At 65.0% G+C, this 25,717-nt stretch carries 26 protein-coding genes; 8 read left to right on the top strand and 18 right to left on the bottom strand.

The genetic code is table 11. The annotated features are described in order from the left end of the window. Positions 1-5: 5 nt before the first annotated feature. From BGP02_RS21485 to BGP02_RS21475, 3 genes are read right to left on the bottom strand one after another with little or no spacing between them, the layout of a single operon-like run. Positions 6-599, bottom strand: coding sequence for a DUF2878 domain-containing protein (locus BGP02_RS21485; protein ID WP_286799223.1), 594 nt, complete (start codon positions 597-599; stop codon positions 6-8). Between the two features lie 9 nt (positions 600-608). Beyond that, positions 609-1,139: a chalcone isomerase family protein gene (locus BGP02_RS21480; protein WP_286799222.1), complete on the bottom strand. Its 531-nt coding sequence runs from the start codon at positions 1,137-1,139 to the stop codon at positions 609-611. Next, positions 1,136-1,822, bottom strand: a complete 687-nt coding sequence (locus BGP02_RS21475) for a lipocalin family protein (protein ID WP_017232599.1) — start codon at positions 1,820-1,822, stop codon at positions 1,136-1,138. The genes BGP02_RS21480 and BGP02_RS21475 overlap by 4 nt, the downstream gene beginning before the upstream one ends. A gap of 194 nt (positions 1,823-2,016) precedes the next feature. Between BGP02_RS21475 and BGP02_RS21470 the strand changes: the two genes are divergently transcribed. Beyond that, positions 2,017-2,910, top strand: coding sequence for an alpha/beta hydrolase (locus BGP02_RS21470; RefSeq protein WP_286799221.1), 894 nt, complete (start codon positions 2,017-2,019; stop codon positions 2,908-2,910). Positions 2,911-2,956: 46 nt separating this feature from the next. Then, positions 2,957-3,541 carry a fasciclin domain-containing protein gene (locus BGP02_RS21465; protein ID WP_017232597.1) on the top strand — a complete coding sequence of 195 codons (585 nt, stop codon included), beginning with the start codon at positions 2,957-2,959 and terminating at the stop codon, positions 3,539-3,541. Positions 3,542-3,611: 70 nt separating this feature from the next. On the opposite strand, the gene BGP02_RS21460 is transcribed toward BGP02_RS21465, so the two are convergent. Beyond that, complete coding sequence (locus BGP02_RS21460) at positions 3,612-4,085, bottom strand: Lrp/AsnC family transcriptional regulator (RefSeq protein WP_286799219.1); 474 nt, start codon at positions 4,083-4,085, stop codon at positions 3,612-3,614. 180 nt (positions 4,086-4,265) lie between these two features. On the opposite strand from BGP02_RS21460, the gene BGP02_RS21455 reads away from it, so the two are divergent. From BGP02_RS21455 to BGP02_RS21445, 3 genes are read left to right on the top strand one after another with little or no spacing between them, the layout of a single operon-like run. Further along, the gene (locus tag BGP02_RS21455; protein ID WP_286799218.1) at positions 4,266-5,546 is read left to right on the top strand and encodes a Zn-dependent hydrolase; all 1,281 of its coding nucleotides are present in this window, start codon (positions 4,266-4,268) and stop codon (positions 5,544-5,546) included. Between the two features lie 51 nt (positions 5,547-5,597). Then, positions 5,598-6,830 carry a diaminopropionate ammonia-lyase gene (locus BGP02_RS21450; protein ID WP_017232594.1) on the top strand — a complete coding sequence of 411 codons (1,233 nt, stop codon included), beginning with the start codon at positions 5,598-5,600 and terminating at the stop codon, positions 6,828-6,830. A 37-nt stretch (positions 6,831-6,867) separates the two neighbouring features. Then, positions 6,868-8,034, top strand: a complete 1,167-nt coding sequence (locus BGP02_RS21445; RefSeq protein WP_286799216.1) for a M20 aminoacylase family protein — start codon at positions 6,868-6,870, stop codon at positions 8,032-8,034. On the opposite strand, the gene BGP02_RS21440 is transcribed toward BGP02_RS21445, so the two are convergent. From BGP02_RS21440 to BGP02_RS21430, 3 genes are all read right to left on the bottom strand, one after another. Beyond that, positions 8,035-9,237 carry an aminotransferase-like domain-containing protein gene (locus BGP02_RS21440; protein WP_017232592.1) on the bottom strand — a complete coding sequence of 401 codons (1,203 nt, stop codon included), beginning with the start codon at positions 9,235-9,237 and terminating at the stop codon, positions 8,035-8,037. 161 nt (positions 9,238-9,398) lie between these two features. Next, complete coding sequence (gene amaB / locus BGP02_RS21435; RefSeq protein WP_017232591.1) at positions 9,399-10,898, bottom strand: L-piperidine-6-carboxylate dehydrogenase; 1,500 nt, start codon at positions 10,896-10,898, stop codon at positions 9,399-9,401. Between the two features lie 116 nt (positions 10,899-11,014). Then, positions 11,015-12,040: a DUF1338 domain-containing protein gene (locus BGP02_RS21430; protein ID WP_286799215.1), complete on the bottom strand. Its 1,026-nt coding sequence runs from the start codon at positions 12,038-12,040 to the stop codon at positions 11,015-11,017. A 166-nt stretch (positions 12,041-12,206) separates the two neighbouring features. Between BGP02_RS21430 and BGP02_RS21425 the strand changes: the two genes are divergently transcribed. Continuing rightward, positions 12,207-13,115 carry a LysR family transcriptional regulator gene (locus BGP02_RS21425; RefSeq protein WP_286799214.1) on the top strand — a complete coding sequence of 303 codons (909 nt, stop codon included), beginning with the start codon at positions 12,207-12,209 and terminating at the stop codon, positions 13,113-13,115. A 6-nt stretch (positions 13,116-13,121) separates the two neighbouring features. On the opposite strand, the gene BGP02_RS21420 is transcribed toward BGP02_RS21425, so the two are convergent. The 4 genes from BGP02_RS21420 to BGP02_RS21405 all read right to left on the bottom strand — a co-directional run bounded on the left by BGP02_RS21420 (position 13,122) and on the right by BGP02_RS21405 (position 17,290). Beyond that, the gene (locus BGP02_RS21420) at positions 13,122-13,781 is read right to left on the bottom strand and encodes a YitT family protein (protein WP_130024818.1); all 660 of its coding nucleotides are present in this window, start codon (positions 13,779-13,781) and stop codon (positions 13,122-13,124) included. Between the two features lie 138 nt (positions 13,782-13,919). Continuing rightward, positions 13,920-15,017, bottom strand: a complete 1,098-nt coding sequence (locus BGP02_RS21415; protein ID WP_017232587.1) for a branched-chain amino acid aminotransferase — start codon at positions 15,015-15,017, stop codon at positions 13,920-13,922. A 324-nt stretch (positions 15,018-15,341) separates the two neighbouring features. Then, positions 15,342-16,016, bottom strand: coding sequence for a glutathione transferase (gene yfcF / locus BGP02_RS21410; RefSeq protein WP_286799213.1), 675 nt, complete (start codon positions 16,014-16,016; stop codon positions 15,342-15,344). A 224-nt stretch (positions 16,017-16,240) separates the two neighbouring features. Then, positions 16,241-17,290 carry an aldo/keto reductase gene (locus tag BGP02_RS21405; RefSeq protein ID WP_286799212.1) on the bottom strand — a complete coding sequence of 350 codons (1,050 nt, stop codon included), beginning with the start codon at positions 17,288-17,290 and terminating at the stop codon, positions 16,241-16,243. 246 nt (positions 17,291-17,536) lie between these two features. Between BGP02_RS21405 and BGP02_RS21400 the strand changes: the two genes are divergently transcribed. Next, a complete protein-coding gene (locus tag BGP02_RS21400; RefSeq protein WP_268567839.1) occupies positions 17,537-18,508 on the top strand; it encodes an AraC family transcriptional regulator in 972 nt (323 codons plus the stop codon). On the opposite strand, the gene BGP02_RS21395 is transcribed toward BGP02_RS21400, so the two are convergent. After that, positions 18,505-18,792, bottom strand: coding sequence for a type II toxin-antitoxin system RelB/DinJ family antitoxin (locus BGP02_RS21395; RefSeq protein WP_026131705.1), 288 nt, complete (start codon positions 18,790-18,792; stop codon positions 18,505-18,507). The two genes, BGP02_RS21400 and BGP02_RS21395, sit on opposite strands and share 4 nt — an antisense overlap. Positions 18,793-18,871: 79 nt before the next feature. Between BGP02_RS21395 and BGP02_RS21390 the strand changes: the two genes are divergently transcribed. Beyond that, the gene (locus BGP02_RS21390; protein ID WP_017232582.1) at positions 18,872-19,123 is read left to right on the top strand and encodes an MJ0042-type zinc finger domain-containing protein; all 252 of its coding nucleotides are present in this window, start codon (positions 18,872-18,874) and stop codon (positions 19,121-19,123) included. A gap of 13 nt (positions 19,124-19,136) precedes the next feature. On the opposite strand, the gene BGP02_RS21385 is transcribed toward BGP02_RS21390, so the two are convergent. The 6 genes from BGP02_RS21385 to gtdA form a co-directional block, all read right to left on the bottom strand. After that, positions 19,137-20,078 carry a 2-hydroxyacid dehydrogenase gene (locus tag BGP02_RS21385; protein WP_017232581.1) on the bottom strand — a complete coding sequence of 314 codons (942 nt, stop codon included), beginning with the start codon at positions 20,076-20,078 and terminating at the stop codon, positions 19,137-19,139. Positions 20,079-20,348: 270 nt separating this feature from the next. Further along, positions 20,349-21,692 (bottom strand): MFS transporter, encoded by a 1,344-nt coding sequence (locus BGP02_RS21380; RefSeq protein ID WP_286799211.1) that lies wholly within the window; start codon positions 21,690-21,692, stop codon positions 20,349-20,351. A gap of 207 nt (positions 21,693-21,899) precedes the next feature. Next, positions 21,900-23,117 (bottom strand): 3-hydroxybenzoate 6-monooxygenase, encoded by a 1,218-nt coding sequence (locus tag BGP02_RS21375; RefSeq protein ID WP_268567221.1) that lies wholly within the window; start codon positions 23,115-23,117, stop codon positions 21,900-21,902. A 40-nt stretch (positions 23,118-23,157) separates the two neighbouring features. Further along, positions 23,158-23,799, bottom strand: coding sequence for a maleylacetoacetate isomerase (gene maiA, locus BGP02_RS21370; protein WP_286799210.1), 642 nt, complete (start codon positions 23,797-23,799; stop codon positions 23,158-23,160). A gap of 9 nt (positions 23,800-23,808) precedes the next feature. Next, positions 23,809-24,507: a fumarylacetoacetate hydrolase family protein gene (locus tag BGP02_RS21365; RefSeq protein WP_017232577.1), complete on the bottom strand. Its 699-nt coding sequence runs from the start codon at positions 24,505-24,507 to the stop codon at positions 23,809-23,811. Between the two features lie 99 nt (positions 24,508-24,606). Then, positions 24,607-25,644: a gentisate 1,2-dioxygenase gene (gene gtdA / locus BGP02_RS21360; RefSeq protein ID WP_017232576.1), complete on the bottom strand. Its 1,038-nt coding sequence runs from the start codon at positions 25,642-25,644 to the stop codon at positions 24,607-24,609. Positions 25,645-25,717 lie beyond the last annotated feature (73 nt).

Genomic DNA, 25,717 nt, shown 5'->3' with positions numbered 1-25,717 from the left:
GGTGACTACCGATCGTCATGTTGCATGGCGTCGGTAGCCTTACGGGAGGCGATCGGCCCCGAACCGATCGCCTCCCCCAGCGTGATCAGTCCGGGCAGCATGACCGCCCATCCCGCGCCAATCAGGGCGAGCGCTCGCCAGATGTCGATGAACTGCACGGCCCCCAAAGCCGCGCCCGCGCGAAACGACAGTGGACCGCCCACCGCGCCAAGCATGGCGCACAGAAGCCGGCGACGGCGCAGCGACGCGAAGACGGGATTGATCTGCAACGCGAAGAGGGCCCATAGCCCGGCCATCCAATACGGCGCGAATCCGGGGACAAGCACGCCGTTCGGGTAGGCGATCCAGCCGGTGCGATAAACACAGGACTCCCATCCGAAACCCAGCACTGTGACGACGACGAGAAACCCCGCTTCGCGAAGCGGTCGCCGGTCCAGACACAGATGACCCGCCGCCATGGCGGCCACGAGCGCGACGCCTATCCATCCGTCTCCCTTGGCGGCGCTGAGCACGCACGTGAACCATCCCACCTGGCCGAGTGCAACGTAGACCAGGCCTAGGCGACGTTCGGCGCGCGGTGGGTTACTCCGTAGCGACACCACGGCCGGTCACGGGCTTTCGCCCAACAGATGTCTGCGAAGCGAAGGCGCCCGCGTGTTCGGGTCGAGCCAGATGCCGAAGAATGCCCGCGCGAATGCCATGTCGGGAACGTCGGCCGTCAATGCCCCGTTCGTATAGAACCGTGCGCCGCGCCCAGGCAGATAGACGCCACATAGCTCGTCTCCGCGTGACACGTCGCCGAACGCACGCTGCATGTCCTCGCGCCACGCATTGAGCGTGTCGTTCGCGATCGGACGCGGGGCCAGTCGCTGCATCTCGTCGATGCCGGTCGAGACCATGCGCTCCCCGCTGACGCTGCGTTCGTACTTGAGGACGAGCGCGAAGGGCGTGTCGGCCGAGACGGGCGTGTGCGGTGACCAAAGCTCAGCCTTATAGAGACAGAAGCCCAGCACGCAAAACTCACCTGCGCCAACGCGGTGGGCTGTTGTCAATGCATCGCGGCATCCCGACCAGGCGGATGACGTTGCCAGCGTGCCGACCAAACACACGATCACGCTTGTCAGACGACTCGCTTTCATTCGCTTTTCCCCGGCGTGGCGAAGCCCGGCTGACCGAGTTGCTCGGGAAACTGGGGGACGCGCCGGAAGCGCGTGGTGTCGTAACCCATGGCGGCGAAGCGGGACAGCAGTGCGCGGTAGGTCGCGTCGTCCATCGTCGGCTCGCGGGAAAAGATCCAGCCCAACGATTTGTCGGGATAGGCCAGCAGCGTGTACCGATAATCCGGATCGACATACACAGTAAGCTGCGAGACATAGATGGGCCAGAACAGGCGAACACGCCACTCCCCGCCACCGCTGCCCGGGACCACACTATCGAGGAACTGGTAATGACGCTCGGGTTGGTCGAACCCATCCTTGCGACCATAGAAGTGATCGTCGATCTTGCCGTCGTCGCGCAACTTCCACTCGGCGCGGCTGCCGACGAAGTCGCGTTCGGCGAAATAGGGGATGTTGGCGATCACATACCACTTGCCCATGTATCGCGGCAGGTCGACCGGCACCGTGTGAAGCGGAACGTCCGCGCGAGGGTTGGGGTTGGGCGGCGCGCCCGTACAACCCGCCAGCAGCACGCTCGCACCGGCGAACACGGCCACCGCAACGTGGCGCGTTCGTTTGACGCCTTCGTGGCTGCGCCATCGAGAAAGCCACGCGGCATACAGCGCGAGATTCAGTCCGACGAATGCAATGGCGGCGGCAGGCATGATGCAAGCTCCGTAGCGGGTTCAAGACGCGTGTCACGGGTATACGGACGTCGCGATCCCTCGGATGCAGCGGAAACAAAAAAACCGCCGATTTCCGCTCGGACGTGCATCCGGGCGATCGCCATTCCCGTACTGACGAAGGCAAGCCCGGGGGGCATTGGCCTTCCCCGGCCTCTATTCGACAGGAAGGGAACATGACGAATGTCTCGCTCGGCGGCATGCTGGCCCTGGTGCTCACCAGCGTCGCACTGTGTGCGTGCAGTCCCGTCACGCTAGTGAATGCGCTCACGCCGCGGACCACGTATCGTGACGTCACGAACGTCGCTTATGGCCCGTCGGAGCGACAGCGACTCGACGTCTATGTGCCAACACACCCCGACGCGGGTGCGAGCGGCATGCCGGTGGTCGTGTTCTTCTACGGCGGGAGTTGGCAGAACGGCCAACGTGAAGACTACCGCTTTGTGGGCGAGGCGCTCGCCTCGCGCGGCTTCCTGGTGGTCGTACCCGACTATCGAACCTATCCCGAGGTGACCTTCCCGGGCTTCATGGACGACGCCGCGATCGCGGTGCGCTGGGCGAGCGAGCGTGCGCGAGCGTATGGCGGCGACCCCGACCGCCTGTTTCTCATGGGCCATTCGGCGGGCGCGCAAATGGTCGCGTTACTGGCAACCGATGCCCGCTACCTGCACGCCAATGGCATGCGCGAGTGCGATATCGCGGGCGTCATCGGTCTGGCCGGCCCCTACGATTTCCTGCCGCTCAAGAGCGATGTGCTTCGCCGGATATTTCCCGAGCCGGTGCGACTCGCCAGTCAGCCGATTCATTTCGTGACGGGTAGGGAACCGCCCATGTGGTTGGCCGTGGGCGACGCGGACACGGTCGTCGATCCGGGCAATACGACGCGGTTTGCCCAGCGCTTGCATGGGATGAACGATGCGGTGCAAGTGCGGCACTACGACCTCGGACACGCGATGCTTCTGGGAACGCTTAGCGCACCGCTGCGAGGGTATGCGCCAGTGCTGGACGACATTGCCACCTTCGTGAATTCATTTCCGGAGCGTGCATCCGCTCACCCGGCTTGTTCGTAAGTAAGAGGGCTTCCGAATTGCGAAGCGCCATCAATGGGGTGAGAAAATGAAGACTCGTTACTCGACCGGAATTCTGCCGGTGCTTGTGGCAACCTGCTGTGTTTTCGGATCGGCGCTCAGCGCTTGCGCGGCGCCGATGGACAGCGGTGAGAAGACCGTCATGGTCGGCGGGGCCGCGATGTACCCCTCGAAGAACATCATCGAAAACGCGGTGAACTCAAAAGACCATACGACACTCGTCGCCGCTGTGAAGGCCGGCGGGTTGGTCGACACACTCTCCGGTCCCGGGCCCTTCACGGTCTTCGCGCCGACCAACGAAGCCTTCGCCGCGCTGCCGGCCGGCACCGTCGACACGCTGTTGAAGCCCGAGAACAAGGCGACCCTCGACAAGGTGCTCACGTATCACGTGGTGCCGGGCCGACTCTCCGCGCAGGATCTGATGAAGGCCGTCAAAGACGCCGGCGGCAAGGCGATGTTGAAAACGGTCGAAGGCGATTCACTGACGGTGACGCAGATGGGCGGACACCTGATGGTGACGGATGATAAGGGCGGTGTGGCTAACATCGCCATCAGCAACGTCATGCAATCGAATGGGGTGATTCACGTCGTGGACAAAGTACTGATGCCCTGATGCCCTGTGATGTTTCCCCGGTCGTTCGTCAGGGCGTGGTGCCCAGGAGAATGACCGGGTGTCGTTGCGTTCAACTGCCGAGCGCGTCCAGCGGCACTTCCAACCCGACCTTGACGTTGCTCATCGACACGAGCGTTTTGAAGCGTTTGACATTGTTGCTCTCGAAGAACAGGGCGCGGGTGAGTTCGGTGTACTGCGCCATGTTCTGCACGACCATGATCACCACGAAGTCGCATTCGCCCGCCACGTAATAGCATTGCTGCACCTGCGGGCAGGCGAGAAAGCTGCGCCTCATCGCATCGAGCAGGTCGAGCCGCTCGTTCTCGACTTCGACCTCGGTAATGATCGTCAGCGCGTAGCCCACGCTGGCGGGATCCACCAGCGAGACGGTCTTGCGTGTCACGCCCTCGTCGGCCAGCTTTCTGAGCCGCCGATTCACCGCGGCCGATGACAGATTGATTTGCGCGCCAAGCGCATGCTGAGGCGTCGTCGCGTCTTGCTGGATCGCGGCGAGCAGGGCGATGTCGTAACTGTCCAGGCTCATGTGACGCAATAAAAATTCGAATTTTCGGCTAAAAACGGGTTAATCGTACACGCGCCCCGGAATATTATTCAGGCAGATCGATGATACTCCGCCAGCGGTGACGCGCAAAACCCGTCGCTGAAAGCGCTTGCGCGAGCGGCTGTCCCATCGACATCTCCACCGAAACGACAGCATTCCCCTATGTCCGCTACGAACGCCCCCACCGTCCTTCGCCTGAACGGCGCCGTGCTGTTGCAACAGTTGCATGAGCTGGGCGAGATCGGCGCCGATCCCGTGGCGGGCGGCCGCACTCGCGTCGCGCTCACTGATGCCGAGAAAGCCGGGCGTGATCAGGTCGTCGCGTGGATGCGCGAACTCGATCTCGACGTGCGGATCGATCGCATCGGCAATATCTTTGGCACGCTGTCGTCGGCCGCGAAGGACGCGGCGGGTGAGGCGGGTGAGGTGCTGCGCCCGCTCATGATGGGTTCGCACATCGACACCGTCGTCAACGCGGGCGCGCTCGACGGATGCTATGGCGTGCTCGGTGGCCTTGCGATCGTGCGGGCATTTCGCGAAGCGGGCGTCGTGCCGTCGCGTCCGATCACGGTCGCGGCATTCACCAACGAGGAAGGCGCGCGTTTTCATCCGGACATGATGGGCTCGCTGGTTCACGCGGGGGGGTTGCCGCTGGCCGAGGCGCTCGATGCCATCGGTACCGATGGCGCGCGTCTGGGCGATGAACTCGTGCGTATCGGATACGCGGGCGAGATGATGCCGGGCACCCTCGTGCCCCACGAGTATCTTGAGCTGCACATCGAACAAGGCCCGATTCTCGAGGCGGAAGGGCTGCAGATCGGCGTCGTCGAGAATCTACAGGGCATTTCGTGGCAGCAGATCACCGTGCAGGGCAACGCCAATCACGCGGGCACCACGCCGACGCGTCTGCGCCACGATGCCGGCTATGCCGCCGCCGCCGCAGTCGCCGAGCTGCGGCGCATCGCCGTCGACGCCGGCACGACGCTCGCGACCGTTGGCACGCTGCGGGTCGAGCCGGGCGTCATCAACGTGATTCCCCGCAAGGCGGTATTCACGGTCGATATGCGCGACCCGAACGAACAACGTCTGGCAGCGAGCGAAGCGCACTTTTCGGCATTCCTGATGAAGCTCGCACAAGACGAAGGCGTGCGCATTTCGGCCGAGCGCCTGGCGCGCTTCTCGCCGGTTGTCTTCGACGCCGAGTTGGCCGACGTCATTGAAGCGAGCGCCAGCGGGCTGGGCTTGTCGTCCAAGCGCATGACGTCGGGCGCGGGCCACGACGCACAGATGATCGCGCGCATCGCGCCAGCGGCGATGATCTTCGTGCCGAGTCGGGGCGGCGTCAGCCACAACCCGCGCGAGCACACCGACGACGAGCAATTGGTGAACGGCGCGAAAGTGCTGCTCGATGTCGTTGCAAGGCGCCTCGGCGTACATCGATAGAACCGTTCGGACATCCCGACATCCCGAAATTCCGCAATACCGGAGCCCCCCATGCTGTACGTCAATCCGCGCGCCGCTCGCGCGCCATACCCGGCCGACCTCCAGGACATCATGAGCATCGCTCGCGCGCAAGAGAGCCGCGAGTGGCTGGCCCATTGGGATGGGCTGACGCGCGGGAGCACACCGCTGCGCGCGCTGCCCGATCTGGCCGCATCGCTGGGCGTTTGCAGCGTGCTCGTGAAAGACGAAGCGCTGCGCTCGGCGCTGGGCAGTTTCAAGGCCCTGGGCGCGCCGATCGCGCTCGTGCGCCTTCTGTTGCGCGAATGCGAAACACTCGGCTTCACCGCGCGAACGCTTCTGCGAGGTGAGCATCGCGACGCGCTGGCCGGTGTCACGGTCATCAGCGCGACGGACGGCAACCACGGTCGCGCGCTCGCCGCGGCAGCGCAGAGCATTGGTTGCCGCTGCGTCATCGTGCTGCACGCGCAGGTGAGCGACGAGCGCGAACAGGCGATCGCCGCGTACGGTGCCGAGATCGTGCGCGTCGAGGGCAATTACGATGCGTCGGTGGACGCGGCGGCGGCGCTTGCCGCGCGTCACGGCTGGCATGTGGTTTCGGACACGTCTTACGAGGGTTACGAGGCCATTCCACGCGACGTCATGCAGGGCTACGGGACGGTGGCGGCCGAAGTCGATGAGGCGCTCTGCGGCGCAGACGCTCGCACGGACGCCGCCTGCCCGCTCACGCATGTCTTTCTGCAAGGGGGCGTGGGTGGACTGGCGGCGGGTATCGTGAGCTATCTTTGGGAGCGCTGGGGCGTGTGGCGTCCAACATTCGTTGTCGTGGAGCCGATGCAGGCCGATTGCCTCTATCAGAGCGCCATTGCGGGCAAGGCAGCCTCGGCGTCGGGGTCGGTCGATTCCGTAATGGCCGGGCTGGCCTGCGGCGAGACGTCGCCGCTCGCGTGGCGATTCCTGCAATCGTCGGTCGATGCGTTCATGACCGTCACCGATACCGAGGCCGTCGAAGCCATGCGGCGCCTGGCGCGCGGTAGCGACAACGACGTGCCCTTTGCCGCGGGAGAGTCGGGGGTAGCAGGTCTGGCGGGTTTGATGCAGGCGGCCGCTACGCCTGCGCTGGCCACGGCCATCGGTCTGAACGAGGGCTCACGCGTCCTGCTGATCAACACGGAAGGCGCGACAGCGCCGCGCGTTTATGCGGACCTTGTGGGCGAGCCGGCGATGTCGGTGACGCGGCGCCAGCAGGCGTGGCTGGCACGCTGATGTCGTCTCCGATCAACAGCATTCACAGGAGTCAGTCATGACGCAGGACCTCTATTTCGCCAAGGCGCTGACGGGGTGGCGACACGCGTTCCACCGTCAACCGGAGACCGGTTTCGAAGAAGTCGCCACGTCGCAGACGGTGGCGACGATTCTGGCGAGCCTCGGGCTGGAGGTGCATCGCGGCATCGGCGGTACGGGGATTGTCGCGAATCTGCGCGTGGGCGACGGGCGCGGCGCGATCGGCATTCGGGCCGACATGGACGCCCTACAGATCGCCGAGCAGGCGGCGGGGCGTGACCACGCGTCGCAAGTGCCGGGCAAGATGCACGCCTGCGGGCACGACGGTCATATGTCGATGGTGCTCGGCGCGGCGAAGCTGCTGGCGGCGTCGCGCGATTTCAACGGCACGGTGCGCTTCATCTTCCAGCCCGCCGAGGAGCATGGCCGCGGCGCGAAGGCGATGATTGCGGATGGATTGCTGGAACGCTTCCCGATCGATGCGATTTACGGCGTGCACAACATGCCGGGCATCGCGGCAGGTCACTTCGCCACGCGCGTCGGCGGCATCATGGCGAGCGAAGACAACTTCGTCATCCGCATTCGCGGCAAGGGAACGCATGCGGCGCGCCCGCACATGGGTATCGATCCGCTCGTGATCGGCGCGCAGATCGTCTTGGCGCTCCAGACCGTGGTGTCACGCAGTGTCGATCCAGGGCTGTCGGCGGTGGTGTCGTGCACGGAGTTCATTACGGATGGCATTCGCAACGCCATTCCGCCGAACGTCGTCATCAAGGGCGACACGCGAAGCTATTCGCCGGACGTGCAGCTACTGCTCGAGACACGCATGCGTGAGATCAGTCTGGGCGTCTGTGCGATGCATGGCGCGCATGGCGAATTCGAGTACGCACACGAGTTCGCGCCGACGATGAACTGGGCGGACAACACGACGCTCGCCGTTCGCGCGGCGCAGTCGGTGGTGGGCGAAACCCGCGTCGACGCGGACGTTACACCGATGATGGCATCGGAGGACTTCGGGGTGTTCCTGCAGCACGTGCCGGGCAACTTCGCGTTCATCGGCAACGGCAGCGGCGATGCGCTTGGCGCCATCCCGCTGCACAATGCCTGCTACGACTTCAACGACGCGATTCTGCCGCTCGGTGCGCGCTACTTCGCGCAGATCGTGCGCGACAGCCCGCCGCGTTGATCATCGCGTGGCGCCGGTCGCGTGCATTGCACGTGCAAGTCGTGCCGCGCCTTCCTCGATCGCTGATACGGCCGGCGCCGCGAACGACAACCGCAGCGAAGCCTCGTCGGCCTGTTCTGCGAAGAACGCCGTTCCCGGCACGAACAACACCTTCTCGGCGATCGCGTGCGGCAGCAGATCGCTCGTCTTCACTGCGGCGAGACGCGCCCACACGAACATGCCGCCCTGCGGCGCGTGGAACGCGATGGCATCGCCCAGCGTCGCGCGCAACGCGTCGCACATCGCGTCGCATTTGCGGCGATAGGCTTCCGTGATCCTCGGCAGATGGCGTGCCAACGCGCCGTCTGCCAGATATTCCGCCGCGACCGCTTGCGTCCACGGAACACTGCATAGATCAACCGTCTGCTTCGCGACGACGCATCGGCGCGCAATCTCCGGCGGCGCGACCGTCCAACCCACGCGCAACCCCGGGGCGACGATCTTCGACAGGCTCGAGAAGTGCACCACCCAGTCGCGCGATCCCGGCACTTCCGCCGTCAGGCCGAGCAAGGTCGGCACCGCGTCGCCCGCGAATCGCAAGTCGCCATACGGATCGTCCTCGACGATGATGAACCGGTACTCGACCGCCAGCTTCAGCAGCGCGATACGACGCTCGCGCGAGAGCGTTGCGCCGGTCGGATTGGCGAAGGTCGGCACGGTGTACAGCAGCTTCGGCACGGCGATCTTGCCCTCGTGCAGCAGCGTGCTCAGGTGCGCGACGTCCAGACCGTGTGCGTCGACGGGCACCGTCACGATCGTCGCTTGCTGCAGTCGCAATGCCTGCAGCGTCGCCGGATACGCGGGCTGCTCGGTCACCACGACATCGCCCGGCGCGATCATCACGCGCAGCAGCAGGTCCAGCCCTTGTTGCGAGCCGGTCGTCACCAGCAGCTCATCGGCGGCGCAGGACGCGCCGCGCGAGGCCATCAGCGCGAGAAGCTGCGTCTTGAGTTCGGCCAGGCCGTCGGTCGGCCCGTACTGCAGGCAGCGCGTCGGTTGCGCGAAGGCGCGGGCCTGCGCTGCGGCGAGACCGTCCACATCGAACAGGTCGCTTGCGGGATAGCCGCCCGCGAACGAAATCATGCCCGGCTCGGACAAGTATTTGAACAATTCGCGAATCGGCGAACCGGCCGGGTTGGCGAACACAGAAGTGAAGGCGTACATGGGGGCCTCGCTAAACAAAGCGTGACGGAATTCGGCTATCGGGGAGGGGCGCCGGGCGTACCTGCCGAGGGGCAGGGCACGTCCGGCGTTGACCAGATGCGTAACCCGTTGCGTGACGTCGCGCATGGGCATGGGCGACGTCGGGGCGGGTTATCGAGACTTCACTCGATCGAGAAGTCGATGCCTTGCGCGAGCGGCAGGGCGGACGAGTAGTTGACGGTGTTGGTGGCACGGCGCATATAGCCCTTCCACGCGTCCGAACCCGACTCGCGTCCGCCGCCCGTTTCCTTCTCGCCGCCGAAGGCGCCGCCGATCTCCGCGCCGCTCGGGCCGATGTTGACGTTGGCAATGCCGCAGTCGCTACCGGCCGATGACGTGAAGCGCTCGGCTTCGCGCAGATCGGTCGTGAACACGCACGACGACAGGCCGTGCGAAGCGGCATTGTTGGCGTCGATGGCTTGCGAGAAGTCGCTGTACTTGAGCACATACAGGATCGGTGCGAACGTTTCGGTGAGCACGATTTCCGTCTGCGACGGCATCTCGACGATGGCCGGCTTCACATAGAACGCGTTCTCCGCGCCTGCGACCGCGTAACGCTCGCCGCCCGTGACCTTGCCGCCTTGCGCGCGTGCCTTGTCCAGGGCGTCTTGCATGCGCTTGAAGGCACCTTCGTCGATCAGCGGGCCCATGAGCGTGCCGCGCTCCAGCGGGTTGCCGATGGCAACCTTGCCATACAGCGTCTTCAGACGCTCGACGGTCTTGTCATACACGCTCTCGTGCACGAACAGGCGGCGCAGCGTGGTGCAACGCTGACCGGCCGTACCCACCGCCGAGAACAGGATGCCGCGCGGGGCGAGTTCCATGTCGGCGCTGCCGGTCACGATGCCCGCGTTGTTGCCACCGAGTTCCAGGATCGAGCGGCCAAAGCGGCGCGCGACTTCCACGCCGACCTTGCGGCCCATTTCCGTGCTGCCCGTCGCACTCACGATGGCCGAGCGCGGATCGGCGACGAGTGCCTCGCCCACGTCGCGACCGCCGATGATGAGCGCGGTCAGGCCTTCCGGCGCGTCGCCGAATTCGGCGATGACTTCTTCCATCAAACGATTGACGGCCAGTGCGGTCAGCGGCGTCTTCTCAGAGGGCTTCCACACCACGGCGTTCCCGCACACGAGCGCGAGCGCCGCGTTCCAGGCCCATACGGCCACCGGGAAATTGAAGGCGGAGATGACCGTGCACACGCCCATCGGGTGCCACGTCTCGGCCATGCGGTGGCCCGGACGCTCCGACGCGATGGTCAGGCCGTACAACTGACGCGACAGGCCGACGGCGAAGTCGCAGATGTCGATCATTTCCTGCACTTCGCCCAACCCTTCTTGCAGGATCTTGCCGGCTTCGAGCGTGACGAGCGCGCCCAGCGCCTGCTTGCGCTCGCGCAGCTTTTCGCCGAGCAGACGCACCAGTTCGCCGCGACGCGGTGCGGGCACGTTGCGCCATGCGGTGAACGCGGTCTGCGCGCGGGCGAGGGTGGCTTGGGCGTCGGCGACCGAGGCGCTGGCCACGCGGCCGATCAATGCGCCGTCGATGGGTGAGTGCACCGCGATGTCGCCCGCTTCGGCCAGTTTGGCAATGCCCAGTTCGTTGAGGATGGAAGTTGCGTTCACGTGGATACCCCTATGGAATTCAGTGTTGGCCGACGGTGCTGTTCACCGGTGTCGGCAGATTGAGGTGCAGCATCGAGGCACGGACATATTGTGCGCCGGACGCCACGAGCCCTCCATTACTTGGCGTTGGCCGTCATCTTGAAAATACCCTGCGCATTGCCCGCGTCGAAGCGCAGGTCGATCTTCCAGCAACGCTTCTCGGTGTCGTACGCGCGATGCCTCGTGATGAATTCGTAGAACGACCCCGGCACGTCGCGCGTCACGATTTCGCCGTCCTTGCCGCGGAACTCGCGACGCACGGTGTCGGCACGATAGGCCGTCTGGAACACGCGACCCGAGCGCGAACGCTCGACGTCGGGCTTCATCGGGCGGCCCTTGGCCTTCTCGGCGTCGGACAACGCGAACACGTTTTCGACACGGTCGGTCGCATGATTGAACGCATTGCCTTCGGTCGCGATCCAGGCCATTTCAGCGGATTCCGCCAACAGCAGTTCGTAATCGGCTTCGCTCGGAATGTCGTGCTGACGGGCAAACGCACCAACGATCACCGGCAGCAGCGCTTGTGCGCTTTCGAGCGGCAGCGTGCCGTCGCGCTCCAGTTCCCAAAGCTGACCGGCGGCCGCAGGCGTGAGCGGATCCTTCGACGTGCCGACCACACGCGACACGGCTTGCTGGAACGTCTCGGAGAAACGCTCCGGATGCAGCTCGCTCACGAAGAACTGCGAAATCTCTTCAGGGGCGTCTTCGTGTGCATAGGCTCGACCCGTCATGCCGAGACGGTCGAGCGGATAGCGACCGTTCAGACGGAAGCCCAGCGGGCGCAGAATGCGCGTGAAGGCCGCTTCGCCCGGCGGCAGCGCGCCGTTACCGGCCCAGCGTACGGTGCGCAGCGCGCCGTGATCGAAGTAGACGCTGCCACCGCCCGCAATCGCTTCTTCAGTGTAGGTGCGTCCATTCGGCGAACGCGCCAGCAGCCCTTCGAAAAGGGCCATGTTCATGGCCTGCGCGAGTTCGGCTCTCGTCACGCATCCCGGCTCGGCATCCGCCAGGATCGACGGCGAATTGAGTGTCGCGAAGAGCGCGTCGGTACGCGCTTGCCCGATCAGGGAAACCAGCAGGGACTGCACATTGGCATTGCGCATCGGATTATCTCAAGGGGGAACGCCGTCTCAGGCGGCATCGCAGGGTGTCAGGGCATGGCAGGGAGCGCCTTACCCCATGCCATCTTGCATTGACAGCATTATTGGAATGGATGCCTCACTCGTAAAGCGAGATAAAATTGCCACTTGATGCGTTCTTGGAATCAATATGCGCAAATTCAAGACCCCGGGCACGGCGGCGCTGCTGGCATTCGAGGCCGCGGCCCGACACGAAAGCTTTACGCACGCGGCGCGCGAGCTGTTTCTGACGGAAAGTGCCGTGTCACGTCAGATCGCCACGCTGGAGGCGCAACTGGGGGTGCGTCTGTTCGTTCGCGCCAAGCAGCGCGTGGTGCTCACCCGCGCCGGACGCCTGTACGGCATGCAAGTGCGCCGCACGTTGGAACAACTTGATCGAGACACGCTCTCGATCATGGCGCACGGCAGCGGGGGCGGGTATTTGGAACTGGCGGTGCTGCCGACGTTCGCGTCCGAGTGGTTGATTCCGAGAATGAAGGATTTCGACGAGCGCCACCCCGAGGTTCGGGTGAACATGGGGGTGCACACCGACCTGTTCACGTTCGACGAGACGCACTTCGAAGCGGCCATCCATTTCGGGCAGCCAACCTGGCCGGGCACCTCGTCGGATTATCTGTTCGGTGAGGAAGTTGTGCCGGTGTGCCGACCGTCGTTGCTCAAAGGGTCGGTTCGCACGGCCGCCGATCTGCTCGAGTATCCGCTGCTGCACTCGACGACACGCCCCAGCGCCTGGACCCAATGGTTTGCGGAGCAACGCATCGAGGACCATCGGGCGCTCCAGGGGGTGCGCTATGAGCTGCACACGATGCTCATCGCGGGCGCGGCCGCCGGGCTCGGCGTCGCGCTGGTGCCGAAGTTCTTCGTCGAGGGACAATTGGCCACCTTCGGCCTGACGATTCCCGTCGACGTGAAGAGCGTGGCCGAGTCGGCCTACTACCTCGTCTATCCGACGGAACTCACGCATGGGCAACCACTCAGCGTGTTCCGGGAGTGGCTGTTGACACAGGCCAGCGCCTATCGCCCGGACGCGCTCGTCTGACGCGGCTCAGCGTCCGGTGTAACGGCCCGGCCGGTGCCAGGCGACCACCATGGCGCTCATGGCGAGCGCGGACAGTGCCGACCAGGCAACGCGTCCCGCGGGGATCGTGGTGAGCGAGGCGAGCAGAATCGTCGTGTCGATGCACGCCTGGGTAATGCCCGCGTTGATGCCGCGCTCGCGTTGCAGCCACAGCGTGACGATGCCTGTGCCGCCCACGCCGGCCCCGTGACGCGCGAGCGCCAGAATCCCCATGCCGCACAGCGTGCCGCCGACGAATGCGGCGAACAGCGGATTGACGAAGGCGACGTTGAAGGTCTGCGGCATGGCCGCGAGGGCAAAGGTGATGCCGACGCTCGCGACGGTGGACTTGAGCGCGAAGCGCGGGCCCATCGTGACGTACGCAAAAAGGAAGAACGGAATGTTCACCAGCGTGAAGATGGTGCCCACCGGGAGGGGAAAGACGTAGGACGCGAGCAGTGCAATGCCAGCCACGCCGCCGGTGACCAACCCGGCTGCCTTGAGCAGCACCAGCCCGACCACCACGAATGCCATGCCGATGACCATCGCATAGATGTCTTCGAGCACGGAGTGCGGAACGCCGATTGTGTCGGCTGCCGCGAGGGCGCTGCGGGGGCTGCCCGCCATGGCGCCTGGATTCTGTTCCATGATCTGCAAGTCAAATACAACAAGACGGCGCGCCCGACTCTCCTGGTGTCGTGGCGCGCCGCCGATGATTTCCCGCATCGCTGTCTCGGGCGATGCGCAACTTCGCAACTTGTTTGTTATGTGAGCAACGTCCGTCGATCAGGCGACGTGGTGCACCCAGCCGAACGGATCGGCGACCTTGCCGCGTTGAATGCCCGTGAGCTGATCGCGAATACGTTTGGTGACCGGGCCTTCGCCGCCGTCGCCAATATTGAACTCGCCCTTGGCGTGACGCACCTGACCGATGGCCGTGACGACCGCCGCCGTGCCGCACGCGAACGTTTCCTTCACACGACCGCTGGCTGCGTCGGCTTGCCACTGGGCAAACTCGTACGGCGTTTCGTTGACCGTCAGGCCGTCGCGCTTGGCCATTTCGATGATCGACGCGCGCGTGATGCCCGGCAGAATCGTGCCGGCGAGCGGCGGGGTCTGGAGCGAGCCGTCGTCCATGACGAAGAAGACGTTCATGCCGCCCAGCTCTTCGATCCAGCGATGTTGCGCGGCGTCGAGGAACACGACCTGATCGCAGCCCTTGCCGCTGGCTTCGGTCTGCGCGATCAGGCTCGCCGCGTAGTTGCCGCCGCACTTGGCGGCGCCCGTGCCGCCCGGGGCGGCGCGCGTGTACTGGTCGGACACCCACACGGTCACGGCCGACTTGCCGGGCTTGAAGTAGGGGCCGACCGGGCAGGCGATCACGCAGAAAATGTATTCATGCGCGGCGCGCACGCCGAGGAAGCTCTCCGAGGCGAACATGAACGGGCGGATATAGAGGCTGCTGCCTTCTGTGCCCGGGATCCATGCGCGATCGATGTCGACCAGCTTTTCCACGGCTTCGAGGAACACGGCTTCCGGCAGCTCGGCCATCGACATGCGCTGGGCCGATTCACGGAAACGCTTGGCATTGGCTTGCGGGCGGAACAGCGAGATCTTGCCGTCTTCGCTGCGATAGGCCTTCATTCCTTCGAAGATTTCCTGCGCGTAGTGCAGCACGGCGCATGCCGGATCGATCTCGAACGGACGGCGGGCCTCTACCTTCGCATCATGCCAGCCCGTGCCCTCGGTCCAGCGAATCGTGACCATGTGATCCGTGAATACGCGGCCAAATACCGGGTTCGCCAGCTTGGCGGCGATCTGGTCGGCAGGGGTGGGGTTGGCGTGCGGCTCCACGACAAAACGCAATTGATTATCGGCGCTCATGTTTCTTGAATGTCTCGGCAGAGGGGGCTTCAGTCGTCAGTGCCGTTAACGTAAACGGCAAGGTGGGCCTATTTTCCTCCTTTAGCCCCCTGCCTGTCGACTGAATTCACCACCCGCGCCGTCACAACATCATTCAGAGAGCGATGACGCCGATAAAAATCGGAAATTGGCCGATTTTTAGAAGAAAAGTGCAAAATTTGTCGATCTTCCCGCGAAATGACGGCTGCCGCCGTTCGTCTCCACGAAGGACTGCAACGTGTCAAACGGGCGTTTTCGTTTATCAGGAGGGAGCGACTGGGTTATTCGTCCAGGGCGACGGCCCCGTCAGGCCGCGGCCCTGCCGTCGATGCTGTCGCCCGGACGCGGCGGGCGCGTCATCGCCAGCCACTCCTGCACGGCCGGTCGCGCAAATTGGCGGCGGGCATACTCGACCAGTGCCGCAGGCACCACGTCGTCGTTGTACACGAGACGGTTGATCATCAATGCGAGATCGACGTCTGCGATGCACGCCTTGTCGAACAGCGACATGCGGCCATCGGCCAGCAGGTCCTGGGCAATGGCGATCAGCTTGCTCGCGGCCGCGTGACCTGCGTCGGAGAGGGGTTCGTCCACTGGACGGTAGAAGATCACTTCGGTCGAACGCTCTTCTCGCAAGGCGCCCAGATCGCTGCGCAGCCACGCCTGCACCTGACGCGCGCGAGCCCGCTCGCATACATCTGACGGATACACGGGCACCTCGGGGAAGATGGTCTCGATGTATTCGGTGATGGCCGACGATTCGGACAGCGTGAAATCGCCGTGCACGAGCGTGGGCACGCGACGCGTGAGCGATAGGTTCGCAAAGCGGGTCTCATAATGCGCGCCCTGCACGAGATCCACGGTTTGCAGATCAAACGGCAGACCTTTCTCACGTAGCGTGACGAAGACCGACAGTGCGTAGGGGCTTGTGAATCGAGCGTCGACATAGAGCGTGAGCGAGGCGGGGGCAGCAGCTGACAAGATGGACTCCTGTGAAAGGGATGTGCGGGCGATGGCCTGGATTGTCCAACGCACGAGACGATAAGCTACCGCAAAAATCGCCAATAGGGCGCGATCTATGTTCACACCTTGCCGCCACCAGGTCGCGAGAATTTTCCCCCGTGCCGTGAGCACAGTGCACCGCTCGCGCGGTGCACTGTGTCTCGCTCACTACAGTTCTGCGCGCATTGACTGCTTCCCGACGTTTACAGCAGACCGGCTTCGGCGAGCTGGGCGCGGCGCGGGTCGCCCTGGCGCGAGAGCATCCAGCCGGGATACTCGCTCGGCAGTGCGCTGGCCCCGTCGATAGCCGACAGTTCGCGCGCGCTCAGCGTGACACGCGTTGCCGCAATGTTGTCGTCGAGCTGATCGGTCCGCTTGGCGCCGATGATGACCGTCGAGACGACCGGCTGGGCAAGCAGCCAGGCGAGCGCGATCTGCGCGACCGACACGCCCTTCTCGGCGGCGATGCCACGCATGACGTCGATGACGTCATAGGCACGCTCCACGTTGACCGGCGGGAAGTCGAAGGTTTGGCGGCGGCAGCCCGCTTCGGACTGGCCGTCGCGCGTGTATTTGCCCGAGAGCAGGCCGCCGGCGAGCGGGCTCCACACCATCAGGCCCACGTTTTCGCTGCGCAGCATCGGCACGATTTCACGTTCGAGATCGCGTCCGGCGACCGTGTAATACGCCTGCAGCGACGTGAAGCTCGCGAGGTTCAGCCGCGCCGAAATACCCAGCGCCTTGGTGATCTGCCAGGCCGCCCAGTTCGAGACGCCGATATAGCGGACGTGCCCTTGGCGCACCAGTGTGTCGAGCGCGCCGAGGGTCTCTTCGATGGGCGTGGCCGGATCGAAGCCGTGCACCTGGTACAGGTCGATGTGATCGAGTTGCAGGCGTTTGAGACTGGCCTTGATGCCGTCCATGATGTGATAGCGCGAAAGGCCACGAGAATTGGCCCCTTGTGCGCCCGTGGCACCGAAGACCTTGGTGGCGACCACGACGTTATCGCGCGGTACCTTGAGGTTGCGCAGGGCCTGGCCGGTGAGGATTTCCGACTGCCCTTCCGAATAGACGTCGGCGGTGTCGATGAAGTTGATGCCGGCATCGAGCGCGCGGCCCACGAGTGAGTCGACATCGTGTTGCTGCAAATGACCGATCTTGCTCCACAGTTCGCCCTGTCCGCCGAAGGTCATCGTGCCGAGGCACAGTTCCGAGACGAAGAGGCCGGTATTGCCGAGTTTTCTTTGTCGCATTGCATTGCTCCGTTGAAGTGGCTGCCCGTCGCAGGCGGCCGTCTGGGAGGGGCGACGGCTTGCACGGGATGGGAGAAATTATGCGTCGAGGCGCATCGGGCGAGCAGTACCTGTTCCTGCACATTTCCTGCCTGATCGTGTGAATCCCCGGTCGGAGGATCGGGCAAGCGCATGTAGCGAGGGTATGCTGTGCAGCATTGCGGCCGTGACGTGGGGATCGGCCGCCTCTGGAGTGAAGGCATGGTCATGCATTTGGTCAAGACTGAGCCGCGCGAGGCCTCGCCGCGCGGGTTCGAGGGGGATCCGTCGCGCGCCGCGCGTACCGAACTGGTGCATCGGCTGGAGCGCGCGACGCACGGCCTGGAGGGCACGACACCGACGGCGGTGGAAGGCCTGTTCGTGCATCGGATCCTGCATCCGGGCGGCCCGAAGCCGGCGCTTCAGCAACCGGCGTTCGCCGTCATCGCCCAGGGCGAGAAGCGCTTGCGGATCGGCGACGAGGATTACGCGTATGACCCGATGCACTACCTGGTGTCGTCGGTGCATTTGCCGGTGGTGGCGCAGGTGTCGGGGGCGAGCGAGCAATCGCCGTATCTGGGCATGCGCCTCGACCTGGTGGCCGAGGATGTGACGTCGCTCATCGGCGACGAGCATTTGCCGCCGCCGGCGCCTTCAGCGAGTGGGCGTGGCATGTACGTCAATCGGCTGGACGCGGCGTTGCTCGACGCGGTGTTGCGATTGTTGCGCTTGCTGGACACGCCGCGCGACATTCCGATCCTGGCGCCGATGATCAAGCGCGAGATCGTCTATCGATTGCTGATGAACGGTCAGGGAATGTTGCTGCGGCAGATGGCGTTGCAGGACAGCCAGATGAATCGGATCGCGCGCGCGGTGCGGTGGCTGCGCGAGCATTACGCAAAGCCGCTGCGCGTGGAGGCATTGGCGCAGGAGGTGCACATGAGCGTGTCGTCGCTGCATCACCACTTCAAGCTGGTGACGGCCATGAGTCCGGTGCAGTACCAGAAACAGTTGCGCTTGCAGGAGGCGCGGCGATTGATCTTTGCGGCGGACGTCACCGTGGCGGCGGCAGCGCAGACGGTGGGGTATGAAAGTGCATCGCAGTTCAGCCGGGAATATGCGCGCGTGTTTGGCGAAGCGCCGCTGCGCGACAAACGCCGTTGGTTGCAGGAGGGCGAGGCCGGGGCGCCGCGAAACTAACCTTTTGGGGAACTGCGTTTGCGTGCGGCGGCACGGCGTGCGGCGAAATGGGATTCGACGTCTTCGTCGGGAATGGCTGGACGTGTGTCTTCCAGCGCTTCCAACACCTTTCGCTTGAACCATGCATCGTGAGCGTCGGGATCCGTGACGAAACCAAAAGGTAGCGCACCTTCGTTGGCAATGCGCGTGAGTAAAATCCGAACTACATCGGAAACGGTCAACCCCATCTTGTCGAGTACGGCAGTGGCGCGTTCCTTCAGTTCGGGATCGATGCCGTCGCCAATCCCCGCGACCCGCGTCGCACGATGACCCGGCTGGTTGTAAAATCAGTGACGTTGCCGACTTGCCCGCAGGAGGCCCGTCATGCTGTCGATCCACACCGGTTTCGTCGTTTGTCCCACCTGTAAAGCCCGCTTCCCCGTCGCGGCGAGCGAGCCGACCGTCCAGGCGATGTACGACTATCTCCATTCGGATGCCGAAGTGAAGTGTCCGACGTGCGAGACCGCCTTCACCACGGGCAGCGCCAACAGCAGCATCGAGTTCGAGCCGGTCAACGACGGCGTCACGCTCTCGCCGTCGCCCGTGCGAAGCATCGACGGGCTCGACAATCACTGACGCCATTCGCCACTCACAGCGGCGTCAACACCGGCTCCCCCGCCTGGAAGCGACGCGCATTTTCGAGAAACAGGGCGAGCGTGGCGGCTTCCGCTTCGGGCGAGCGGCCAGCGACGTGCGGACTGAGCACCACATTCTGCAAATCGATCAGTGCCGCAGGCGGTGACGGCTCGCCTTCGTAGACGTCCAGCCCGGCACCGGCGATGACGCCGTCGCGCAATGCGTCCGCCAGGGCGGCCGTGTCGACGACGCTGCCACGCCCCAGATTGACGAGGAAGCCGTGCTTGCCCAGCGCGCGCAACACCTCGGCATTCACGAGGTGATGGGACTGCGCGCCGCCCGGAGCGGTTACGACGAGGTAGTCCGCCCATTCGGCCAGCGCCAGCACGCTGTCGAAATATTGATAGTGCGCGGGCGCATCGTCGCGACGGTTCCGATTCCGGTAACCGATCTGCATATCGAAGCCCTCACCGCGTTTGGCGAACTGACGGCCGACCGCCCCCAGCCCCACGATCCCCAGCTTCTTTCCCGACACGCCCGGCTGCATCGGCAGCGCGTCGCGCCACACACCCTTGCGGCAGGCGGCGTCGTAGGCCGGAATGCGACGCACGGCAGCAAGCAGCAGGGCGAAGCCCTGATCCGCCACCGTCGGCGCATTCGCACCGGCACCGTTCACGGCCACGATATTGCGCGAACGCATGGCGGCGACGTCCAGATTCTCATAGCCGGCGCCCAGCGCGCTGACCAACGCCACGTTCGGCAGATGCGACAGCTCGGCGGCGCTCAGACCACGCGCGCCGTGAGTCAGCACGAAGCGCGCCCGCTCGCCGTCGGGCCCCCAGCCTTGCGGCGCGGGGTGATAGCTCGGGTGGTAAGCCACATCGAAATGGGTTTGCAGTGCGGACAACTGCTCGGGGTGCATCGGGATCAGGACCAGCAATGAGGGCAACGACACCTTCAATCTCCACAGGGAAATGGGGGCTCGCGGCGCAGCGTCGCAATGACGCGGGTGCCGAATGGACACCTCGAATTCGCCGCCAGTCGACACTGTATGCCTATCCGCAACGATTTGCGCGATGCAACACGCCACGCGACCTCCTTGCTGTCGGGATTTCCCGGCCCGAAACGCACGCGGGCGCCATCGCACAATGCGAATGGCGCCCGCCCAAGCCCGAGACCCGCGGCAGTGTGCGTTACGTATGCCTTGTTGCGTGGGCCGAAACGCTTAGGCCGTGGCTTGCACCGCGTGCGTGGCCTGATGATGACGCAGGCGACCCAGCGTGAGCATCGTCAGACCGGCGAGCACGGCGGGCACGCCGATGGCGGCGAAAAGGGCCGGCATCGACCAGCCCATGGCGAGCATCGACGCCCCGCCAACCGAGCCGACCACCGACCCCAGTCTCCCGACGCCATTGGCCCAGCTCACGCCCGTGGCGCGGCAATCCGTGGGATAGAAGCCAGCGGACAGCGCGTTCGCGCCGACCTGACCGCCCGACACGCAGAACCCGGCCCAGAACACGGCCACCGAGGCGAGCACGGGAGAACTGGCGACAGGACCGACAGCGGCGACACACACGCCCGCAAGCACGTAAGCCGCAGCAAGCACGTAGTGTGGGTTGACGCGGTCCATCAACCCGCCGAGCACGATGGCGCCGAGCGTGCCGCCGACCTGGAACATCGAGGTGACGATGGCGGCGTCGCGCAGCGTCAGGCCGTTGGTGCGAAGCAGCGTGGGCAACCAGCTCGAGAGCAGATAGATCACGAGCAGGCTCATGAAGAACGTGATCCAGAAAAGCAGCGTGCCCCGCAGCAATTCGGGTTTGAACAGATGCTTCACCGGCGACGTGGTCGACGGCTTCGTCGCGACGTTGAACGTCGCACCACGCAGGTCCTCATTCGGCGCAATGCGTTGTAGCGATGCCGCGATGCGCTCCGGCGACTTGCCCGCCATCACGAGATAGCGCACCGACTCGGGCAGCGCGCGCATCAGGAGTACAGCGAGCACGAGCGGCATGACGCCGCCCACGATCAGCACGGCGCGCCAGCCGAAGGCGTCGATCAACCCGGCCGACGCGAGACCGCCCAGCGCCGAGCCGAGCGTGAAGCCGCAGAACATGGTCGTTACGAGGAACGAACGGCGCGACTCAGGGCAGTACTCCGACGTCAGCGTGATCGCGTTCGGCATGGCGCCGCCGAGGCCGAGGCCCGTCAGAAACCGCAATGCGATCAGTTGCCACAGTTCCATCGACCCTGCTGACGCGAGACTCGCCAGACCGAAGAACACCACGGAGAAGATGAGAATGGTCTTGCGGCCGAACTTGTCGGCGAGCGGCCCGAACAGGAATGCGCCGGCCATCAGGCCCGCGAGCCCGGCGCCGAAAAGGGGCGCGAGCAGCGCCGGGGTGAGCGACCATTCGGCGCGAATGGCAGGGGCGATGAAGCCGATGGCCGCCGTGTCGAAACCGTCGATGGCGACGATCAGGAAGCACAGCACGACGATCATCACCTGGAACGGGGAAATGCGATGGCGGTCGATGAACGCCGTCACGTTGATGGGGGTGGCTGGCATGGGTTGTCTCCTCAAAGTTGCCAGAAGCGGCGCGGCAAGTCAGCCGTCGTCGCCGAAACGTGTTGCCGTGATTGTTGTTATTAGTGCTGCCGAGCCCCCGTATCGCGAGACGCGAGGCGAGGGGGGCCGCGCGACGGTGTGGGACCGTCGCGTGGCGGGATGCCCGGATGCCGGGCGGTGAATCGAGAGGTAGGGCGTGGTTAGCGCTCAGGCCTCAGCCAGCCACGGGGTTTGCGATAGGCAATGCTCGGCGCGCCAGCCGTGCAGCCATTGCAGGGCGTCGTAGAACTGCGTTTGCGTGCGGCCCTTCCACAGCGAGTTGCGCACCCAGCGATCCACCCCCTTGGCGTGGTAGACACGGCCCATGTCGCGCGCGCCGTAGAGCACGCGGGCGGTGCGGGGAATGCGGGCGTGCTCGTAGCGGCGGAAGGCGTCGACGAAATCGCCGTTCGCCGCCGCATACGCGGCGCCGAGCGTGACGGCGTCTTCGAGTGCCTGGCAGGCGCCTTGCGCGATGTACTGCGTCATCGGGTGGGCGGCGTCGCCCAGGATCGTGGCGCGCCCGAAGCTCCACTGCGCGACCGGATCGCGGTCGGCGGTGGCCCAGCGTCGCCACGAGGTCGGACGGTCGAGCATCTGGTGCGGCAGCGCATCGATGCCTTCGAAGTACGACAGCACCTCTTCCTTGCTGCCGTCGCGTACGCCCCAGACTTCCTGCTCGCGGCTGTGGAACGTGACCACGAGGTTGTATTGCGTGCCGCCGCGCAACGGGTAATGCACGAGGTGGCAGTTCGGTCCTGCCCAGACGACCGGCGCGTTGACCTGCAAGTCCTTCGGCATGTTCTCGACGTCGACGACCGCGCGATACACCACGTGACCGGTCACGCGCGGCTCGTCGCCGATCAGCACGGCGCGCACGGCGGACTTCACGCCGTCGCAGCCGATCACGGCGTCGGCCGTGTGTCGCTCGCCGTGCTGGTCGATGACGGTGACGTGCTTGTCGTCCTGCGCCAGCGAGACGACCCGCGTCGCGGTGCGGAACTGAATCAACGGATTGCGCTGTACCGCTTCCAGAATCGACAGATGGATGTCGGCACGGTGGATCACGGCGTACGGATTGCCGAAGCGCTCGCGATACGGCGCGCCGACGTCGACTTGCGCGATGATGCTGCGGTCGATGGCGTCGCGCAGCGTGATGTGGTCGGTGAAGACCGAACGCCCGCGCGCTGCCTCACCGACGCCGAGGGCGTCGAGTGCTGCGAACGCATTGGCGGCGAGCTGAATGCCCGCGCCGATCTCGCCGATGGTCTCGGCCTGCTCCAGCAGTTCGATTTGCACGCCCTGATTGGCGAGCGCGAGTGCAGCCGCCAGGCCGCCGATGCCACCGCCAACGACCAGCGCTTTGGGTTGAGAGGTTTGACTCATGGTTGTCTCCTGCGGCCTGTCCAGCCGTTCTGGATAGAAATCAGGCCGTGTAATCCGGCTGACGATTGGGCGCTGCCGCGCGGAAAGCCGGATGTGTCTCCGCCTGCGCGTAGACCGCCATCGCTCGCGGATACGCCGACAAATCGCAACCCATGCGCCGGGCATTGGCGATTTGCGGAATCAGGCAGACGTCGGCGAGCGTCGGTGCATCGCCGAAGCACCATGCGCCGTGTCCATGCTTGCCGAGCAATCGCTCCACGCCTGCCATGCCCTCGTCGACCCAGTGGCGGTACCACGCGTTCTTCTGCTCGACGCTGAGGCCCAGCGGGCCTTGCAGATACTTCAGAATGCGCAGGTTATTCACCGGGTGCATGTCGCAACTGACGAGCATCGCCAATTCGAGCACGCGGGCGCGTGCCTCGATGTCCTGCGGCACCAGACGCGGCTCGGGATATTTCGCGTCGAGATAGTCGAGGATGGCGAGCGACTGGCCGAGCGCGATCTCGCCGTCGATCAGGGCGGGCACGCTGGCCGACGGATTGACCTCGCCGACATACGCGCAGGCGCGATGCTCGCCGGCGCGGATATTCACCGGAATGGTGTCGAATTCCAGCCCTTTGAGCGCGAGCGCAATGCGCACGCGATACGAGGTCGAGCTGTTGAAGAAGCTATAGAGCTGCATGACGAGGCCTCAGACCACGCGCACGGTGATCTCGCCGAGCCCTTCCACGGCGGTGACCATCGTCTCTCCTGCCTTGACCGGGCCCACGCCTTCGGGCGTGCCGGTGTAGATCAGATCGCCCGGCTCGAGACGGAAGAACTGCGACAGGTACGAGACGGTTTCCGCCACCGACCAGATCAGATGGGTGACGTCGCTTTTCTGCTTTTGCACGCCGTCGACCGTCAGCGAAATCGCGCCCTTCTCGATATGACCGACGCTCGACACCGGATGAATCGGGCCGATCGGGGCCGAGTCATCGAATGCCTTGCCGATTTCCCACGGACGGCCCATTTCGCGCATCTTCATCTGCAGATCGCGGCGCGTCATGTCGAGCCCCACGGCGTAGCCCCAGACATGTTCGAGCGCCTGCTCGAGTGCAATGTCCGAGCCCGCCTTGCCGATCGCGGCGACCAGTTCGGCTTCGTAGTGATAGTTGGTCGTCTGGGCGGGATACTTCAACGTGAGCGTTTCGCCGTAGGCCACCGGCACCACGGCATCGGCCGGCTTGCAGAAGAAGAACGGCGGTTCGCGATCGGGATCGAAGCCCATTTCGCGGGCATGCGCGGCGTAGTTGCGGCCAACGCAGTACACGCGGCGCACGGCGAACTGGTCGGCGCTGCCGACAACGGGAATGGCGACGGTAGCGGGCGGAGCGAAGACGAAGGACATAGCGTTTGACTCGACGAATAAAGGAAAGGACACAGGCGGCGCGCGCCGCTCACGCGGGTGTTCGGCGCGCGGGGCCGGCAAGTGAGCGTTGGGTTGGCCTCAGGTGCGTGACTCGCGCAGCAGGTTCAGGGCGGCGAGCACGGGGCGATCGGAGTAGCTGAACAGTACGGCGTCGTCGAGCGCGGCGAGCTGCACCGGCGCCCACGAGGGCACGACGAAATGATCGCGCGGCTCGAACTGGAAGACTTCGTCGCCAATGCGCGCCGTGCCGCGACCCTCGACCACCGAGAAGACCGTTGCATCGGTGCTGCGATAGGTCTTGCCCTGGAAGCCGGCGGGCAGGTATTGCATGAACGTCGCCATCGTCGGCATCGGCCAGCCGCCGGTTGCCGGATTCACATAGCGCAACTTGATGCCGTCCCACGGATCGAGTTCGCCGTTGCGGTACAGCGTGTCGAGCGCTTCGCGCGAACGGGCATACGGATAGCTGAAGATCGGCGAGGTCGGCTCGCTGACCTTGTGATGCACCGGCAGCATGTTGTGGCCGTAACGCGCGAAGCTGTCGCCCTCTGGGCGCTGCACCGGCTGTTGCGACTCGGGGTAGTTCTCGGCAAAGCCGGCGTCGAAGTACTGCACGAGCGGAATGTCGAGCCCGTCGAGCCACACGACCGGCTCGCCGTCCGCCGGGTTGCCGTGGTCATGCCACGTCCACGACGGCGTGATGATGAAGTCGCCGGGGTGCATCGTGGTGCGCTCGCCGTTTACGGCCGTCCACGCACCGCGGCCTTCCACGATGAAGCGCAGGGCCGATTGCGTATGGCGATGGCTCGGTGCGATCTCACCCGGCAGAATGAGTTGCAGCCCGGCGTAAAGCGAACCCGTGATGCTCGACGAGCCCGGCGTTCCCGGGTTCTGCAAGACCAGCACGCGACGCACGGCCTCTTCGGCGCTGATGACGCGTCCCGCTTCCATCACGAGCGGGCGCACTTCGTTGTATTTCCAGAGGGCGGGCACCACGCGCGGGCGCGGCTGCGGGGGCACGAGACTGTGCAGCGATTCCCACAGCGGGGCCATGTGGTTGTGCCCGATGTGTTCGTAATAGGCAGCGCGATCGGCGCTGGGGGCGCGTTCGGACATGCGTGTCTCCGTGTCGATATGGGGCCCGGTCAACTCGTCTGACAAGCTCGGCCGACGAGGGCTTGCGGGTCTA

The sequence above is a fragment of the Pandoraea sp. 64-18 genome (assembly GCF_001899225.1).
Taxonomy (GTDB): domain Bacteria; phylum Pseudomonadota; class Gammaproteobacteria; order Burkholderiales; family Burkholderiaceae; genus Pandoraea; species Pandoraea cepalis.
This window is presented reverse-complemented; position numbering and strand designations above follow the sequence as displayed.

Bases quoted from the DNA above. Each gene is read 5' to 3' on its own strand.
- BGP02_RS21480 (WP_286799222.1), bottom strand. From the start codon at position 1,139: ATGAAAGCGAGTCGTCTGACAAGCGTGATCGTGTGTTTGGTCGGCACG.
- BGP02_RS21475 (WP_017232599.1), bottom strand. From the start codon at position 1,822: ATGCCTGCCGCCGCCATTGCATTCGTCGGACTGAATCTCGCGCTGTAT.
- BGP02_RS21470 (WP_286799221.1), top strand. From the start codon at position 2,017: ATGACGAATGTCTCGCTCGGCGGCATGCTGGCCCTGGTGCTCACCAGC.
- BGP02_RS21465 (WP_017232597.1), top strand. From the start codon at position 2,957: ATGAAGACTCGTTACTCGACCGGAATTCTGCCGGTGCTTGTGGCAACC.
- BGP02_RS21460 (WP_286799219.1), bottom strand. From the start codon at position 4,085: ATGAGCCTGGACAGTTACGACATCGCCCTGCTCGCCGCGATCCAGCAA.
- BGP02_RS21455 (WP_286799218.1), top strand. From the start codon at position 4,266: ATGTCCGCTACGAACGCCCCCACCGTCCTTCGCCTGAACGGCGCCGTG.
- BGP02_RS21450 (WP_017232594.1), top strand. From the start codon at position 5,598: ATGCTGTACGTCAATCCGCGCGCCGCTCGCGCGCCATACCCGGCCGAC.
- BGP02_RS21445 (WP_286799216.1), top strand. From the start codon at position 6,868: ATGACGCAGGACCTCTATTTCGCCAAGGCGCTGACGGGGTGGCGACAC.
- BGP02_RS21440 (WP_017232592.1), bottom strand. From the start codon at position 9,237: ATGTACGCCTTCACTTCTGTGTTCGCCAACCCGGCCGGTTCGCCGATT.
- BGP02_RS21430 (WP_286799215.1), bottom strand. From the start codon at position 12,040: ATGCGCAATGCCAATGTGCAGTCCCTGCTGGTTTCCCTGATCGGGCAA.
- BGP02_RS21425 (WP_286799214.1), top strand. From the start codon at position 12,207: ATGCGCAAATTCAAGACCCCGGGCACGGCGGCGCTGCTGGCATTCGAG.
- BGP02_RS21420 (WP_130024818.1), bottom strand. From the start codon at position 13,781: ATGGAACAGAATCCAGGCGCCATGGCGGGCAGCCCCCGCAGCGCCCTC.
- BGP02_RS21415 (WP_017232587.1), bottom strand. From the start codon at position 15,017: ATGAGCGCCGATAATCAATTGCGTTTTGTCGTGGAGCCGCACGCCAAC.
- BGP02_RS21405 (WP_286799212.1), bottom strand. From the start codon at position 17,290: ATGCGACAAAGAAAACTCGGCAATACCGGCCTCTTCGTCTCGGAACTG.
- BGP02_RS21400 (WP_268567839.1), top strand. From the start codon at position 17,537: ATGCATTTGGTCAAGACTGAGCCGCGCGAGGCCTCGCCGCGCGGGTTC.
- BGP02_RS21390 (WP_017232582.1), top strand. From the start codon at position 18,872: ATGCTGTCGATCCACACCGGTTTCGTCGTTTGTCCCACCTGTAAAGCC.
- BGP02_RS21380 (WP_286799211.1), bottom strand. From the start codon at position 21,692: ATGCCAGCCACCCCCATCAACGTGACGGCGTTCATCGACCGCCATCGC.
- BGP02_RS21375 (WP_268567221.1), bottom strand. From the start codon at position 23,117: ATGAGTCAAACCTCTCAACCCAAAGCGCTGGTCGTTGGCGGTGGCATC.
- maiA (WP_286799210.1), bottom strand. From the start codon at position 23,799: ATGCAGCTCTATAGCTTCTTCAACAGCTCGACCTCGTATCGCGTGCGC.
- BGP02_RS21365 (WP_017232577.1), bottom strand. From the start codon at position 24,507: ATGTCCTTCGTCTTCGCTCCGCCCGCTACCGTCGCCATTCCCGTTGTC.
- gtdA (WP_017232576.1), bottom strand. From the start codon at position 25,644: ATGTCCGAACGCGCCCCCAGCGCCGATCGCGCTGCCTATTACGAACAC.